Consider the following 15930-nt stretch of genomic DNA (forward strand, 5'->3'; position numbering starts at 1 on the left):
TGGCTCACAAGATTTAGGCTGTGGCCAACCTCAACAAGAAGGAACGCCGCGATGACCTGGTCATCCAAGCAGTACACGATGTTTGAACAGCAGCGCACACGCCCCGTCCGTGACCTGGTCGCGGCCATTCCCACTACCGATGTGCGCAGCGCCGTCGACCTGGGCTGCGGCCCTGGCAATTCCACCGAGGTGTTGGCCGAGCGTTTTCCTCAGGCGCACGTCACCGGCCTGGACAGCTCCGACGACATGCTGGTGGATGCGCGCAAGCGGCTACCGGCGCTGAGCTTTGAATTAGCGGATATCGGTGCCTGGAGTCCGGCACAAAAATTCGACGTGATTCTGGCCAACGCCTCCCTGCAATGGCTGCCGGATCACGCCACGCTGTATCCGCACTTGGTCAACCAACTGACACCTGGCGGCACGCTGGCCGTGCAAACCCCGGACAACCTCGACGAACCTGCCCACCGCCTGGCCCGCGAAGTGGCTGCCGAAGGCCCATGGTCGGCGAAGATCGGCGCGGTGAAACACAATGAGCGCCACACCGCGAGTTACTACTACGAGCTGCTGAGCAAACACTGCAGCACCGTCGACGTATGGCGCACCACCTATCAGCATCCCTTGGCGGATTCCGCGGCGGTGGTGGAGTGGTTCAAGGCGTCGGCGTTGCGGCCCTTTCTTGCGCCGTTGAGCGACAGTGAAAAAGCCGCTTTCCTACAGGAATACCAGGCGCGTATTACCCAGGCTTACCCAGCCCTGGGCGATGGCACGGTGTTACTGCCATTTCCCCGCCTGTTCATCATCGCTACCCGCTGAACCCTTGCAGACAAGTGGCGGTTATGCCGCCGCTTGGGCCTTCAAGTATTCATCCGTCGACACCACACCCGCATAACCAAAGGCCAATGAAGCCATAAAGGCCCCATGCACCTGCGCCGCCGGAATCACCTGCCCATTGAATTCCAGATCCCGCGTGGCGCACGCATCATGCAGCACCGTCACCTTGTAGCCCAGGTCCGCAGCGGCCCGCACCACGCCGTCGATGCACATATGGCTCATGCTGCCCACCACGACCACCTCGGTGATGGCGCGTTTTTCCAGCAAGGCCCGCAGATCAGTTCCGCGAAACGCATTCACGAAGTGTTTAAGCACCACCGGCTCATCCGCCTCATTCAGCACCTTGGCATGCAGATGCGCGCCCTCGGAGCCCGGCGTGAAGAACGGTGCATCGTCGGCGGTGAACTCATGGCGCACATGAATCACGGCATCACCGGCCTGACGAAAGGCAGCCAGCACTTGCGCGGCCTTGTCTGCCGCCGCTTCCACGCCGTCGAGTGGCCACTTGCCTTGGGGGAAATAGTCGTTCTGGATGTCGATCAGGATGAGCGCTTGCTTGGCCATACGTGATGCCTCGTGGTCGGTGGGCTGGCTTCCAGCAGCTTAGCTGGCGCCAGGCGAGGGCCGTGTGAATCGTGCAGAACGCCGCGTGTTTAACCTCGTGTCGTGCAGAATCAAACAGGCCTACTGCCACTACTTTTTCAGTAACTGGTTGATTTAACAACCATCCTTTTCAGTCGTGCCTTGGCTTGATCCCTGCAAAGGTCTATTCACACACATGGCAGGATAGCCAAGGGGGACGCATGACCCCGACTCAACGCAAGAAACTGGTGGTCGCTCACTCAACACGAGCAGGCGCACCGCAGCACGAAGTCAGCACCAACCTCGCACTGGCGCGCTGGCTGGCGCAGATCCTGGGGCTCAAGTTCGGCGGCAGCTATGACCCGCAGAAACACGCCGACCGTGAACTGTATCTGTTGCCTACGCAAACCCTGGTCGGCGCCGCCCAGGCACTCAAGCTCAACGTCACAGGCCCGCACGACCTATGGGGCGGTTACGTCGATCACGATTTCATCTGCACCAAAGCCATCACCCATGGCGTGTTCAGCCCTGAATCCACGGCGCCCGAAGGCTGGTCGCCGTTGTTCTGCGAGCGTGTGCGCAAAGTCGTGCTCGACGGCCTGAGTGTGTTCGCCCTGAAAGATGCGTTGCCCGCCGCCACGCGCTTGCTCTACAGCGGGCCGATCCGCCTGAAACCCGTGCATGCCTGCGCTGGCCGCGGGCAAGAAGTTATCCACAGTCTCGACGAGTTCGAAGCGTTACTGGCGCGGCCCGAAGCGCAGCAGTTGTTCGCCGAAGGCGTGGTGCTGGAGCAAGACCTGCGCGAGGTGGTCACCCACAGCGTGGGCCAGAGTTTTATCGGCGATCACGTGTTCAGCTACTGCGGCGAGCAATACCTCACCCAGGACGGGCAGGGCGAAGACGTCTATGGCGGCTCCAACCTGCTGGTGGTGCCCGGCTATTACGAAGACTTGTTGAAGCTCGACCTGCCCGACGACGTACGTGAGGCCATCGAGCAAGCCCAGGTTTTCGACACGGCGGCCGATCAGGCCTACCCTGGTTTCTACGCCTCACGGCGCAACTACGACATCGCCCAAGGCCTGGACAGTGAAGGCCAGCGCCGTAGCGGCGTGCTCGAACAATCCTGGCGCATGGGCGGGGCCAGCAGCGCGGAAGTCGCGGCGTTGCAGAGCTTTATCAACAAGCCCGGCCTGCGCGCTATTCGCGTTTCATCGGTGGAAACCTACGTGGACCAACCGCTGCCGGCAGACGCCATTGAGGTGTATCGCGGCCCCGCAGAAAACAGCGACTTTCTTCTCAAGTACGTGACGGTTAAATCTTATGACGGCTAGAAGCGAAAGCATTGCGATCGATATCGACGACGAACAGATGAGCGGCACCTTCCTGAGCCCAAAATCCAAAGTTCCTGGCGTGTTGTTTGTGCACGGTTGGGGCGGTAGCCAGGAGCGCGACCTTGAGCGCGCCAAAGGCATCGCCGGGTTAGGCTGCGTGTGCCTGACCTTCGACCTGCGCGGCCACGCCGGCACCGGTATTCCGTTGTCCCGCGTCACCCGCGAAGACAACCTGCGCGACCTGCTGGCGGCCTACGACCGCTTGCTGTCGCACCCGGCCATCGACACCTCGGCCGTAGCGGTAGTGGGCACCAGCTACGGGGGCTACCTGGCGGCGATTCTCACCTCATTGCGCCCGGTGCGCTGGCTGGCGCTGCGCGTGCCGGCGCTGTACCGCGATCAGGAATGGCTCAAGCCCAAACGCGACTTGGACAAGGTCGACCTGATGGATTACCGCAGCACCCTGGTGCACGCCGAAACCAACCGCGCTCTGCATGCCTGCGCGAAATTCACCGGCGATGTGCTGATTGTCGAGTCGGAAACCGACGACCACGTGCCCCACGCCACCATCATGAGTTACCGCGCGGCGTGTCAGCAGACTCATTCCTTGACCCACCGCATCATCGACGGCGCCGACCACTCGTTGAGCGACCCGGTGTCGCAGCAGGCCTACACCTCAATCCTGGTGGACTGGATTACCGAGATGGTGGTGGGCGAGCGGTTGAGCATCATCCAGTCCCGATAAAGCGTTGCCCTCTCAAGCGCCATCGCGGGCAAGCCCGGCTCCCACAGTGGAATGCATTCCAAAGGTGGGAGCGGGCTTGCCCGCGATGGCGCCCGTCCTGCCAACACTGCATCAAGCCGGTGTCTTCTTCACCCGCAACGCCTTGGCCTTAGCCTCCACCGCGAGGTACATCACCAACGCAATCACCAGCGGCAAAATAAAGTACACCGCCCGATAGGCAATCAACCCCGCCAGCAAACTCCCGCGCGACGCCTCATGCTGCAGCAAGCCAATAAACACCGCCTCCAACACCCCAAGCCCGGCTGGAATATGCGTCACCACGCCGGCAATCGCGCTGATCAGCAACACCCCCAACACCAGCGGGTAGTCCAACTTGGCCGGCAACAAGGTAAAAATCACCGCCGCCATCAACGACCAATTCAACGCGCCCAGAGCCAACTGCAAACACGCCATGCGCAACGACGGCAGATTGATCTCGATGCCCTTGATCGACCACGCACGTTTCTTCGAGAACCGGCATGCCGCCAAGTAGCCGAGGCTGGCCAACACCAGCACCACACCAATGCCCTGCAACGCCAAGGTGCTGACTTTCCAGCCGGGCGGCATCGTCACCAGGCCGCTGCTGAACACCACGCCGGCCAGCGCCATATAGCCAAACCAATTGGTCGCCAGGCTCAGCCCAAGAATCTTGGCGATATTGCTGGTGCTTACGCCGAGCCGCGAATACAGGCGATAACGCATGGCAATCCCGCCGACCCACGCGCTGAGGTTGAGGTTGAACGCATAGCTGATAATCCCCACCGGCAGAATCTGCTTCCAGCGCAGCGGCTGGCGAATGTAGGTGCGGCCGATCAGATCGAAGCTGGCGTACACCAGAAAACTGCACAGGGTCAGCGCACCGGCGATCAACAGCGTGCGCAGCTTGAAGTCGCCCAGCGTCTGCAGCACTTCGCTCCAGTCGATGCGCCGCGCGAGCAAGGTGAACAGCACAATCAACAACAGGAAGAAGGCGACGGTCAGCGGTTTCTTCCAGCGCTTGAATCGTGAACTGCCGGCTTCAGCGGTCATGGGCCTGGCTCTCGAAGGGTTTCAAGCGCGGCTTGTGTGCGGGCAGCCAGCCGGTCAGCGCGGGGAAATGGCGCATCACATGAAACACCAGGAAGCCCACGGTCAAACGCCATAGCCACAGGCGCGGCTTGCGATTTTCCGGCATGGTCTGGCAGTGGTTTTTGGCGAGCATTTCCAGGCGCTCGTAGAGCTGCTGATTGAACCCGCGGTCGCGAATCAGCACGTTAGCTTCCAGGTTCAGCGACAAGCTCAGCGGGTCCAGATTGCTTGAGCCCACCGTGCTCCAATCATCATCCACCAACGCGACTTTGCCGTGCAGCGGGCGCTGGCAATACTCGTGAATCACCACGCCATCCTTGAGCAAATAATCGTAGAGCATGCGCGCCGCCAGCTTGGCCAGCAGCACATCGGGCTGGCCTTGCATGATCAGTTGCACGTGCACGCCACGCCGCGCGGCATTACGGATCTCGCGCAGCAGGCGGTAGCCGGGGAAGAAGTAGGCATTGGCAATCACCGCGCGTTTTTGCGCCTTGCTCAACGCATGGATATACGCCTCTTCGATGTCGTCGCGGTGCTGCACGTTGTCGCGATAGATCAGGCGCACCAGGCCGTCGTCGTTTGCGGTCGTCCACAGCGAGGGCCGTTGCTGGCGCCGCCGCCAGCCGCGCCGGGTGCGAACCTGGCGACCACTTTGGGCGAGGGCGAAATGGTGCAAGTCCGCCACGGCCGGGCCGATGATTTGCACGGCGTAATCCTGCTTGGCTTCGGCGCCGAAGTCGCCGAGGTGATCAGCCGAAAAGTTGATCCCGCCAATAAACGCCACCGTGGCGTCCACCACCACTATCTTGCGGTGCAGGCGACGAAACCAGTTGGTACGAATCCCTAACATTTTCGACGCCGGGTCGAACATCTGCACCAGCACGCCAGCCTCCGCCAACTCGCCCATAAAGGCCGGGCTCAGCTCGCCGCAGCCAAAGCCATCGAGGCTGACCACCACCTTCACGCCGCGCTGCGCCGCTTCGATCAAGATGCCTTTGAGTTCATGGCCGACCTTGTCTTCGAACAGAATAAAGGTCTCCAGCAGGATCTCCCGCTGCGCCCCACGCAGGGCCTCGAACACCTGGGGAAAGTACGCCTCGCCGTTCTCCAGCAGCTCCACTTGGTTACCGCTCTGCCAGCCGTAATCGACATCCCGCGCCTTGGCTTCGTCCGGCGGCTGATCAGTGGCGATGTGCTCTACTGCGACAGTCATAACTCGATCTCCACCGACAGCGGCACATGGTCGGACAGATGCGACCAGGGCCGAGTCGTCAGCACCTTGGGGTTATGAATCTTCAGGTTGCGCACGTAGATGCGGTCCAGCGGCAGTAGCGGCAGACGCGCCGGGAACGTGCGTGCGGGCTTGCCGTGGGCCTCGACGAAGACTTCCTTGAGGCCGCTGCGGCTCAGGTCGGCCTTCTGGCGCCAGTCGTTGAAGTCACCGGCCACCACCAGCGGCGCGTCGGCAGGAATCTCGCTGATACGCTGCTCCAGCAAACGCAATTGTTGCTGGCGATGCACCTCGCGCAGGCCCAAGTGCATGCAGATCGCATGCACCTCCTGGCCGCTGCCCGGCAGGCGCAACACACAATGCAGCAAGCCACGGCTTTCATGGCCGCTCTGCGAAATATCGAGGTTGTCGTAGCGCACGATCTGGAATTTCGACAGCAACGCATTGCCGTGGTCGCCATGCGGGTAGACCGCGTTGCGCCCATAGGCGAACTGCGGCCAGATGCTGTCGGCGAGGAATTCGTACTGCGGCATCTTCGGCCAGTCGCTGTAGCGCTGCGGATGGCGTTCGTGGGTGCCGTGGATTTCCTGCAGGAACACCATGTCGGCGCCCACACTGCGCACCGCTTCACGCAGCTCGGGCAAGATAAAGCGCCGGTTCAGCGCGGTGAAGCCCTTGTGGATATTCACCGTCAGCACGGTGAACCGCGTGATGGCCGTGGTGGGCGTGACGGGGATCAATTCCGGGTGGGTCATGACAACCCCCCGCGCCAGTCGGAAATGCCCATATGAATCGCCGCCATGCTTGCTCCCGTGGATGTAGGGTCGGGTGACCTCCGTTTTGGGATGACTGCCGTTTTTGCTTGAAAGTTTCGCTGTTCCTACAGACGGTACACGGTCAGAAGTGTGGGAGCTGGCTTGCCTGCGATAGCGGTGGGCCCGGCTCCCACACTGGACAGATCGTTCCCACGCTCCGCGTGGGAATGCCTCCGGTGACGCTCCGCGTCACGCTTTCTAATGCAGACGCAGAGCGCCCAAGGCTGCATTCCCACGCAGAGCATGGGAACGATCAGCGCTTAAACCCGTCAGTTCCTTACAGACCCTGCTGATGGAGGCCCGGCGTTTTGCTGAATCTAAAGACTGCATTACTGCTTGGTGCGCTGCTGTTGTGTGGCAATGGCGCATTGCAAGCCGCGACCCCAGCGCCGGCTGAACCTGCCACGCCGGCCAAGCCGGAGTTATTGGTGGAAGGCGGCCTGCTCGGGGCCATCAGTTCCAGCATCGACGATGTACAGGACAAGCTCGACCTCAACCAGAACCTGATCGACGCCTGGCGTTTGCGCGCCGATCGCGCGGCGGACGAAGTAGGGCGCCTGGTCGACCAGACCGCCGAACGTTCGCCATGGAGCGTGGCCGGCGACTTCCTGCTGCTGTCGGGTGTATGGGTGGGCGCCTTTGCGGTATTGACGTTGCTGGGGCGCTTTATCGTGCAACGCTTGAGTCGCCGGCATTTCGTCGCACAGCGCAAACGCCTGCAAGCCGTGCTGGGCTATGTGGTGACCTACACGATTCCTGCCGTTATCTGTCTGCCATTGACCCTCTACGTCAGCCATTTTTTACCCACATCGGTAGGGCGCGCGCTGGCGCTGTGTTTTGCCTACGCCACCAGCAGCGGCATCTTTTCCACCTCGATGTTGTTGTGCGTCATCGTCATGTTCAACGTCGGCCACAAACGCCCGGCCGTGCAGATTATTCGTGACTACTGCCCCAAGCCGCTGTTCCTGATCGGCTTCCTCGCCGCCCTCAGCGACGCGCTGACCAGCCCGCAAATCGCTCGCCAATTGGGCGGTAATATCACCAGCAGCATCGCGGTGTTCACCGGCCTGTTTGCGGCGGTGATTTTCGGAGTGCTGGTGGTGCGCCTGCGTCGCCCGGTGGCGCATCTGATCCGCAATCGGCCGCTGGCCCAGCGCCTTAAACACCCGGCATTGCAGCAATCACTTCGGGTTTTTTCCGGGTTGTGGTACTGGCCGATTCTGTTGATGGTGCTGGTCTCGGCCATCAACCTGATCGGCGCTGGCGACGACAACCAGAAAGCCCTGCGTTGCGCGCTGTTCACCACGATTTTGCTGATCGGCACGGTGTTCCTCAGCACGGTGCTGCAACACCTGTTCAAGTCCCGCAGCCAGGTGGCGATCCAGCGCAGCAGCGCCTACAAGGAACGCTTCCTGAGCCTGCTGCACGCGATCTTGCGCATTGTCATGGCCGTCGCCTTTATCGAAATCCTCGGGCGTATCTGGGGCATATCGCTGTTCGAATTTGCCCAGCGCAACTCCGTGGGCCGGGCGATCAGCGATTCCCTCAGCAGCATCGGCCTGATCCTGTTGATGACCTGGCTGTTTTGGGTAGTGCTCGACACCGCGATCCAGGAAGCGCTGAAACCACCGGTGAATAAACGCTCCAGTCGCCAGCCGAGTACGCGGGTCAAAACCATCCTGCCGCTGCTGCGCAACGCGGTGAAGATCATCCTCGTGGTGATTTGCGCGATCACCACCATGGCCAACCTGGGCATCAATGTCGCGCCGTTGCTGGCGGGTGCCGGTGTGGTCGGCCTGGCCATCGGTTTCGGCTCGCAGCAATTGGTGCAGGATGTGATCACCGGCCTGTTCATCATCATCGAAGACACGCTGTCGATCGGCGATTGGGTGGTGCTCGACTCCGGCCACGCCGGCACCGTCGAAGGCCTGACCATCCGCACCCTGCGCCTGCGCGACGGCAAGGGTTTTGTGCACTCGGTGCCGTTCGGGCAGATCAAGGCGGTCACCAACCAGTCGCGGCAATTCGCCTACGCATTCTTCTCGGTGCAGTTCACCTACGACACCGATGTGGACAAGGCCGTGGAACTGATCCGCGAGGCTGGGCAATCGATCCGCGACGACGTGTTCCTCAAGTACAACCTGCAAGGGCCGCTGGAAGTGTTTGGCGTCGACAAAATGGACCTCAACGGCGTGGTGCTCACGGCGCAATTCCGCACCGTGTCGGGCGGGCAATATGCGGTGAGTCGTGCGTTTAACCAGCGCCTGAAAAAGCTTGTGGATAACTGTGATGAGGTGCACTTCGCGCAAACTTATCCACAACAGGTTTGGCTGCCCAAGCGTACGGCGCAGGTGGATGAGCCGGCTGAAGAGGTGCCGGTTTCGGTGGTGTTGACCGAGCAGCCGCGCACCCAGTGATTGAGGGTGGCCGGGCGGGCCTCATCGCGGGCAAGCCCGGCTCCCACAGAACCCCATCAACTGTGGGAGCTGGCTTGCCTGCGATGGCGTCATCAATGCCTGATCAGTTTTTCCTGCACCGCCTGCTGATCAACATCCACCAACACCTGCTGTTTGCCCGCGACCATCACCGCCGCCGGCACGCCATCCCGATACACAATCCGATTACCACTCACCGCCGGCACCTTATTGCCCGGCAACAACGTGCCCACCAGGTTCAGCGGGTCCGCCCCACACACCGCAATCAAGCTGCCGTCATGCGGCCTGCGCCTGACTTCGCGCAACAACGGAATCGCCTCCGGCAACGCAAACTGCTCGCCCGCCAGGCCGCTGACAAACCGCCCGCCGCGAATCTCACCACGCGCCTCCAGCCGATGGAACGTGCGCAGCAATTCGCGCCAACTCGGCAACCAGTCCGCCTCACGTTCCAGCAGCCGCCAGAACACCACGCCATAGCGGCGCAGCAAGGTCATCGCCACATGTTCCAGCGTCTCGGCCGAATGCGCCCCGGCAGCGCGGGGCGAGCGGCGCACCAAGGCCCAGCGCCCGGCGTCGTCCATGCCGCCAACAAATGCCCCGCGCCCACGCCGGCTGCTGCGCGCCTGGCGTTTGCTGGCGGGCGTGGTCAGGGCGCGCAGGCCGGCGAAGCTGTCGGCATTCACCAGGCCGGCGCCGACCAGTTCCTGCAAGGCGCTTTCCAATTCGCTGCGCAGCAGATGGGCTTCGTGCACCAGCTCATCAAAAAACAACGCGCCATGCTCGCGTAAGGCCAGGTGGACTTTTTGCGCCTTGGGCGACAGCGTGGTGCTGTCGGTCAATTCGGTGAGCCCACTCCACAGCGGCACCTGGCTACGCGGCAGCAGCACCACTGGCGTACTGCGCAGCGCCATCGCGCTGGCCTTGTTGCTCAGCCGCGTCCACACCAGCTTGCCGCTGCGGCACAAGTCGTCGAGCCAGGTGGAGGAAAAATCCTTGAGCCGCGCGCTGAGCAGGTCAGTGTCCCAGGCCGAGGTGGCGGCGGCGTAGCCTTCGAACTGCGCGACAATTTGCGGCAACATGGCGCTGCCCTGGCCACGCGTGCCGTCGGCGAGGTGCTGCCAATCGAACAGAAAACGCATGAAGTCCTGCAACGCCACCGGCTCGATTTCCCGGCGCAGGCGCTTGACCGTGTAGCGATGAATACGCGCGAGCAAATGCCGCTCGCACCATTGCTCTTGCGTGGCGCCAGGGCTGAAGCGGCCGCGCAGTACGTAGCCTTCCTGCTCCAGGCGCGCCAGTGCCTGGGTCACGTCCGCCACCGGCAGAGCCAGCGGCGTGGCAATCTCGATCAAGGTCAGCGGGCCGAAGCCGCCGAGGCGTGCGCGCAATACTTCCGCCAGCGCCTCATCAACAGTCCACGGCTCATCGAAGCCCGGCAGCAGTGGCAAGTTGTTGGGATAGATCGCCTGTACACAACTCAAGCGTTCAACGGCCACCCACAGGCCATTTTTCAGCTGATAGGCGCGCCCACCTTTGGCCAGGGTGCGCAGCCACTCGGCCCATTGCGGCGTGACTTCGCTGGCGGCGATACAGGCCAGGCTCATCAACGCCTCATGCATTTCGTCCAGGCCATTGGGCGCCGGCCACGCTTCTTCGCGCACGCCGGCGATCGCATCAGCATCCAGCGCGCCGAGGTCATCGGTGCTGTGCGGGTCGCTCCAGCGCCGGTTGAGCACGGCCTGGGTGCGGCGCTCTTCCAGGGGCGCATCGTCGAGAAAGGTGTACGGGCGCGCGCTGAGAATTTCGGCGGCCATGGGCGAGGGCGCCGGCAGGTCGCGGCTGATCAGGCGTACTTCGCCGCTTTCCATACGCCGCAACAGCGCCAGCCAGGCAGTGCTGTCCATGGCTTCGTGCAGGCAGTCGTCGAGGGTTTGTTCCACCAATGGGTGCGCGGGCACTTCACGCTCGCCGGCGAGGTTTTCCAGGCAGGCGATTTGGTCGGGAAACACGCTGGCGATCAGGTCTTCGCTTTTCATGCGCTGGATCTGCGGCGCCACTTTGCGCCCGCCGGTAAAACGCGGCAACGCCAGGGCCACCCCCGCGTTCCAGCGCCAGCGCACGCCGAACAGCGGCGCGTCGAGCACGGCCTGGATCAGGACGTGCTCGGCGCTGTTGCTGTTGAGGTAGCGCCAGACTTCGTCCAGCTCGAAGCTGTGGCTGGTGGACAGCGACAGCACGATTGCATTTTCACTCGCCGCCGCCTGCAATTCGAAATTGAACGTGCGGCAAAAACGCTTGCGCAGAGCCAGGCCCCAGGCGCGATTGACGCGGCTGCCGAACGGCGTGTGAATGATTAATTGAGTGCCGCCGGATGCGTCGAAAAACCGCTCCATGATCAACGTGTCCTGGGACGGCAACGCGCTGAGCGCCAAGCGCGTGCGGGCCAGGTAATCGAGGATCTGTTCGGCGCTGGCGCGGTTCAGGCCGAGGGTGCCGGTGAGCCAGTCTTGTGCGGCTTGCACGTCGCCGGGCGTGGCGCTGAGCAACGCGTCCAACTGCCCCTGAAAGCGCGCCACGGCCGCCGACAACTCGTTACTGCGCCCCGGCGCTTCGCCGAGCCAGAACGGAATGGTCGGCGGTTGGCCGTGCGCATCTTCGACGCGTACCTTGCCGGCTTCGACCCGCAAAATTCTGTAGGACGTGTTACCGAGTTGGAAGATATCCCCGGCAATACTTTCCACCGCGAAGTCTTCGTTAACGCTGCCGATATTCAGGCTCTGCGGCTCCAGCAACACGCTGTAGTCGGCGTTGTCGGGGATGGTGCCGCCGCTGGTCACGGCGGTCAGCTTGGCGCCACGGCGGCCGCGCAGGGTGTGGGTTACGGCGTCGCGGTGCAGGTAGGCGCTGCGGATGCCCTGGCGACCGTTATAGCCCTCGGAAAGCATCTGCAGCAGCGCCTGGTAATGGCGTTCGTCCAGCGCGGCGTAAGGTGAGGCGCGGCGGATAAGGTCGAGCAATGCCTGTTCCGCCCATTCCTGGGCGCTGACTTCGGCGATGATCTGCTGGGCCAGCACGTCCAGCGGCGCGACCGGGATCTGCAAGGTGTCGAGTTCGCCGCGGCGCACGCAGTCGAGCAGGGCGGCGCACTCGATCAAGTCGTCGCGGGTGGTGGCGAACAGGCGCCCCTTGGGCGTGCCGCCCACCTGGTGGCCGGAGCGGCCCACCCTTTGCAGAAAGCCGTTGATCGAACCGGGCGAGGCGATCTGGCACACCAGGTCGACGTCGCCGATATCAATCCCCAGCTCCAGGGACGCGGTGGCGATCAGCACTTGCAGCTCGCCGGCCTTGAGCCGTTGCTCGGCGTCCAGGCGCAGCTCTTTGGCCAGGCTGCCGTGGTGGGCGGCCACAGCGGTCTTGCCCAGGCGCTCGCTCAAGTGCCGCGCCAGGCGTTCGGCCAGGCGCCGGGTGTTGACGAAAATCAGCGTGGTGCGGTGTTCGCGCGCCAACGCGGCGAGGCGGTCGTAGACCAGTTCCCACACGTCATTGGCCATCACCGCCGAGAGCGGCACTGGCGGCACTTCGATATCCAGGTCGCGCGGGCGCGCGTGGCCGATATCGACAATCGCGCAATCACGTCCCGCGCCGACCAGAAAGCGCGATACCGCCTCAATGGGTTTTTGTGTGGCCGACAGGCCAACGCGGGTCAGCGGCTCGGCGCACAAGCCTTGCAGGCGCTCCAGGCTCAAGGCCATGTGGCTACCGCGTTTGCTGGCGGCGATGGCGTGGATTTCGTCGACAATCACCGTGCGCGTGCTGGCGAGCATCCGCCTGCCGGAGTCCGAGCCCAGCAGCACGTAGAGCGATTCCGGGGTGGTCACCAGAATATGCGGCGGGCGCTTGCGCATCAGCGCGCGGTCTTTTTGCGGGGTGTCGCCGGTGCGCACGGCGGTGCGGATCACCAAGGGCGGCAAGCCCATGGCCTGCAACTGTTCGGTGATGCCGGCCAGCGGGTTTTGCAGGTTGATCTGGATGTCGTTGGACAGCGCCTTGAGCGGTGAGACGTAGACCACGAGCGTCTCATCCGGCAGGTGCCCGCCGTTGGCCAGGCCTTGGTGAACCAGGTCATCCAGCACGGCCAGGAACGCCGTCAGGGTTTTACCGGAGCCGGTGGGCGCGGCAATCAGCGTTGAGCGCCGTTGGCGGATCAGCGGCCACGCCTGGGCCTGGGCGCCGGTCACCGACGGGAAGCTGCTGCGGAACCAGGCGCTGACGGCGGGGTGGAAGCCGTTCAATACCGTGCCCGTGGATTCATGAAGGTTCATGCAGGGAGTTATGCGGCCGTCTCCCATAAGTTGCAACCCCGCACTTTATAAGTGACGGTTGCGCTACAAACCCGCAAAATGCAACGATTCTGGCAACCACCAACGGTAAGGCCCACAGGCCTGCCGATAATAACCATCGTTCCAAACAGACCGGGCCTGCTCAATCTATGCGAATGCGCCTTATGTTACTGGGCGGCGGGAATGCCCTCGGGCAGGCGCTGATTCGCCTCGGTGCAGAGGAAGACATCGGTTTCCTCGCACCCAAACCGCCCCAAGACGGCTGGGATGCCGCGAGCCTCACCCAATTGCTCGACGACACCCGTCCCGATGCGTTGATCAACCTCGCCTACTATTTCGACTGGTTCCAGGCCGAAGCCGTCAGCGAAACCCGCTTGGCTGCCCAGGAATTCGCCATCGAACGCCTGGCTGAGTTGTGTCAGCACCACAGCATCACCTTGCTGCAGCCTTCCAGCTACCGCGTGTTCGATGGCTCCCGTGCCACCGCCTACAGCGAAAAAGACGAGCCGGTGCCGCTTGGCCTGCGCGGCCAGGCGTTGTGGCGTATCGAACAGAGTGTGCGCGCGACCTGCCCGCAACATGTGCTGCTACGTTTTGGCTGGTTGCTGGATGACAGCGTCGACGGCACCCTCGGGCGCTTTCTGGCGCGGGCCGAGAAGCCGGATGAATTGCTGATGGCCGATGACCGGCGTGGCAACCCGACGCCGGTGGACGATGCCGCGCGGGTGATCATCTCGGTGCTCAAGCAACTCGATTGCGCGGCGCCGCTGTGGGGCACCTATCACTACGCCGGGCACGAAGCGACTACGCCGTTGGCGCTGGGCCAGGCGATCCTCACCGAAGCGCGTAACTTTCACCCGTTGGCGATTGAATCGCCTACCGCCCAGGCCCACGCGGCCCGGCCGGATGCGGCGGATGAACCGCAACACGCGGTGCTGGCCTGCAAGAAGATCCTGCACACCTTTGGTATCAAGCCACGGGCGTGGCGGGCGGGGTTGCCGGCGTTGCTGGATCGGTTTTACCGGCATAGCTGAGCGTCACACAAAACCAAATGTGGGAGCCGGTTTTGTGTAGGAGCTGGCTTGCCTGCGATGCTGACACCTCGGTGTATCAGTGATACCGAGGTGATGCTATCGCAGGCAAGCCAGCTCCCACACAAGCCCGCTCCCACAGGGGTTATGCAGTGTTACTTAGAACTTGTAACCAATACCTACCATGTAAACCATCGGGTCAACGTCCACATTGACCTTGGCGCGTGTGCCTTGGCCCAACGCGTTGTTGTCCACGGTGGCCTTGGTGCTGATGTCGATGTAGCGCGCCTGGGCGTTGATCATCCACTTGTCGTTGATCATGTAGTCGGCACCGATCTGCGCAGCCCAACCCCAGGAGTTTTCAGCCTTGAAGTTACTGAAGCCGGCCTGCTCGGCGCGGCTGCCGACGTGCTCGTCGTAGATCCAGGTGTAGTTGATACCGGCGCCCACGTACGGTTGGAAGGCAGATTTGTTGTCCAGCGGGTAGTACACGACGCTCAGGGTTGGCGGCAGGTGTTTCAGGGTGCCGAGCTTGCCATTGGCGGCGCCGAGGGCGGTGTTCTTGATCTTCACGTCATGCTCGAACGGCGTGGCCGCCAGCAGCTCGATCCCGACGTGGTTGGTGAGCATGTAGGCAAAGTTCAAGCCCAGTTGGGTGTCGCTGCTCATGGTCGCCTTGCCGCCCAGGTTGGTGCCGGCCAAGGGGCCCTGGTCAACTTTGACGCTGCCGCTGTCAGCCTTCGGATTCACGGTAATTGCACCGGCGCGAATCAGAATGTCGCCCGCTTCGTGGGCGTGTGCGACCGGGGAGGCGAGGGCGAGCGCGAAGAGGGACGCGCCGAGCAGAGACTTGTTCATGGGAGCTCCAAAAGGACGTTAAAAGTTGTACGTCCAATGGTAAAGATCGTTCCGTTCGATCCTTTGACTCAGCTCAATGAAAGGGCGATCAGGCCTTATTCCTGCAGCTCGTAGACATAAATCTTCTCGGCATCCATCTGGTAACCGGCATCTGCCAGCTCACTCGAAGACGGCTTGACCTGCATCGAACCTTCGATCCAATACGGCTGATACAGCTCATCAAGTTTCACCCCGACTTCGCTTTTCACATGCACGATCTGGTTCGACGGCGGTGGCGGTACGTGGATGCACGCGCCGAAATACGGCACCAGCAAAAACTCGGTGGTGCGGCCTTCCTCGCTGACTTCCAGCGGCACGATATAACCCGGCAGGCGGATGTGCTGGCCATCGAGGCTTTGCACCACCGGCGCGTTGGGCAAGTCCTGCTTGGCGGCCGGCGCCGACTCCACCGACAACGCATCGGCCATGTTCGACAGGTCGTGCAGCGGCTTCATATTGGGGATTTCCGGCGGTGCATCCGGCGGGATCATTTCCTGCCAGGACAAGTCCTTGGGCTGATCTTCCGCCCAGGCCGGCAGCGCCACCAACAGCAACAATGCAAACAGGGCACGACGCATCGAAGCC

Annotated in this window: 12 protein-coding genes; 5 read left to right on the forward strand and 7 right to left on the reverse strand. The window is 62.6% G+C overall.

Translation table 11 applies throughout. The features are described 5' to 3' along the window. Positions 1 to 51 precede the first annotated feature (51 nt). Positions 52 to 813: a trans-aconitate 2-methyltransferase gene (gene tam, locus L8I05_RS22325; protein WP_242171542.1), complete on the forward strand. Its 762-nt coding sequence runs from the start codon at positions 52 to 54 to the stop codon at positions 811 to 813. A 21-nt stretch (positions 814 to 834) separates the two neighbouring features. On the opposite strand, the gene L8I05_RS22330 is transcribed toward tam, so the two are convergent. Next, positions 835 to 1395: a cysteine hydrolase family protein gene (locus tag L8I05_RS22330; protein WP_197626621.1), complete on the reverse strand. Its 561-nt coding sequence runs from the start codon at positions 1393 to 1395 to the stop codon at positions 835 to 837. A gap of 239 nt (positions 1396 to 1634) precedes the next feature. On the opposite strand from L8I05_RS22330, the gene L8I05_RS22335 reads away from it, so the two are divergent. Continuing rightward, positions 1635 to 2744 carry a DUF3182 family protein gene (locus L8I05_RS22335; protein WP_242171543.1) on the forward strand — a complete coding sequence of 370 codons (1110 nt, stop codon included), beginning with the start codon at positions 1635 to 1637 and terminating at the stop codon, positions 2742 to 2744. Further along, positions 2734 to 3489, forward strand: a complete 756-nt coding sequence (locus tag L8I05_RS22340; protein WP_242171544.1) for an alpha/beta fold hydrolase — start codon at positions 2734 to 2736, stop codon at positions 3487 to 3489. The genes L8I05_RS22335 and L8I05_RS22340 overlap by 11 nt, the downstream gene beginning before the upstream one ends. Positions 3490 to 3600: 111 nt before the next feature. Here L8I05_RS22340 and L8I05_RS22345 read toward each other — a convergent pair whose 3' ends face one another. The 3 genes from L8I05_RS22345 to L8I05_RS22355 are packed head-to-tail and all read right to left on the reverse strand — an operon-like array spanning position 3601 to position 6582. Beyond that, the gene (locus tag L8I05_RS22345; RefSeq protein ID WP_242171546.1) at positions 3601 to 4557 is read right to left on the reverse strand and encodes a lysylphosphatidylglycerol synthase domain-containing protein; all 957 of its coding nucleotides are present in this window, start codon (positions 4555 to 4557) and stop codon (positions 3601 to 3603) included. Beyond that, complete coding sequence (gene clsB, locus L8I05_RS22350) at positions 4547 to 5809, reverse strand: cardiolipin synthase ClsB (protein ID WP_242171548.1); 1263 nt, start codon at positions 5807 to 5809, stop codon at positions 4547 to 4549. The genes L8I05_RS22345 and clsB overlap by 11 nt, the downstream gene beginning before the upstream one ends. After that, positions 5806 to 6582, reverse strand: coding sequence for an endonuclease/exonuclease/phosphatase family protein (locus L8I05_RS22355; RefSeq protein ID WP_159960274.1), 777 nt, complete (start codon positions 6580 to 6582; stop codon positions 5806 to 5808). The genes clsB and L8I05_RS22355 overlap by 4 nt, the downstream gene beginning before the upstream one ends. A 368-nt stretch (positions 6583 to 6950) precedes the next feature. Here L8I05_RS22355 and L8I05_RS22360 point away from each other — a divergent pair, with 368 nt between their 5' ends. Further along, the gene (locus tag L8I05_RS22360; RefSeq protein WP_242171551.1) at positions 6951 to 9059 is read left to right on the forward strand and encodes a mechanosensitive ion channel domain-containing protein; all 2109 of its coding nucleotides are present in this window, start codon (positions 6951 to 6953) and stop codon (positions 9057 to 9059) included. A 92-nt stretch (positions 9060 to 9151) separates the two neighbouring features. Here the strand turns inward: L8I05_RS22360 and L8I05_RS22365 are convergent, their stop codons facing one another. Further along, the gene (locus tag L8I05_RS22365; protein WP_242171553.1) at positions 9152 to 13399 is read right to left on the reverse strand and encodes a DEAD/DEAH box helicase; all 4248 of its coding nucleotides are present in this window, start codon (positions 13397 to 13399) and stop codon (positions 9152 to 9154) included. A 167-nt stretch (positions 13400 to 13566) separates the two neighbouring features. On the opposite strand from L8I05_RS22365, the gene L8I05_RS22370 reads away from it, so the two are divergent. Continuing rightward, positions 13567 to 14451: a sugar nucleotide-binding protein gene (locus L8I05_RS22370; RefSeq protein ID WP_116629445.1), complete on the forward strand. Its 885-nt coding sequence runs from the start codon at positions 13567 to 13569 to the stop codon at positions 14449 to 14451. A gap of 156 nt (positions 14452 to 14607) precedes the next feature. Here the strand turns inward: L8I05_RS22370 and L8I05_RS22375 are convergent, their stop codons facing one another. Then, a complete protein-coding gene (locus L8I05_RS22375) occupies positions 14608 to 15306 on the reverse strand; it encodes an OmpW family outer membrane protein (protein ID WP_242171555.1) in 699 nt (232 codons plus the stop codon). Positions 15307 to 15401: 95 nt separating this feature from the next. Then, positions 15402 to 15923 carry a DUF3299 domain-containing protein gene (locus L8I05_RS22380; RefSeq protein WP_197626630.1) on the reverse strand — a complete coding sequence of 174 codons (522 nt, stop codon included), beginning with the start codon at positions 15921 to 15923 and terminating at the stop codon, positions 15402 to 15404. Between the last annotated feature and the right edge of the window lie 7 nt (positions 15924 to 15930).

It is taken from the genome of Pseudomonas sp. MONT-RG-20F-20-E-7-02, assembly GCF_022662395.1.
GTDB lineage: Bacteria > Pseudomonadota > Gammaproteobacteria > Pseudomonadales > Pseudomonadaceae > Aquipseudomonas.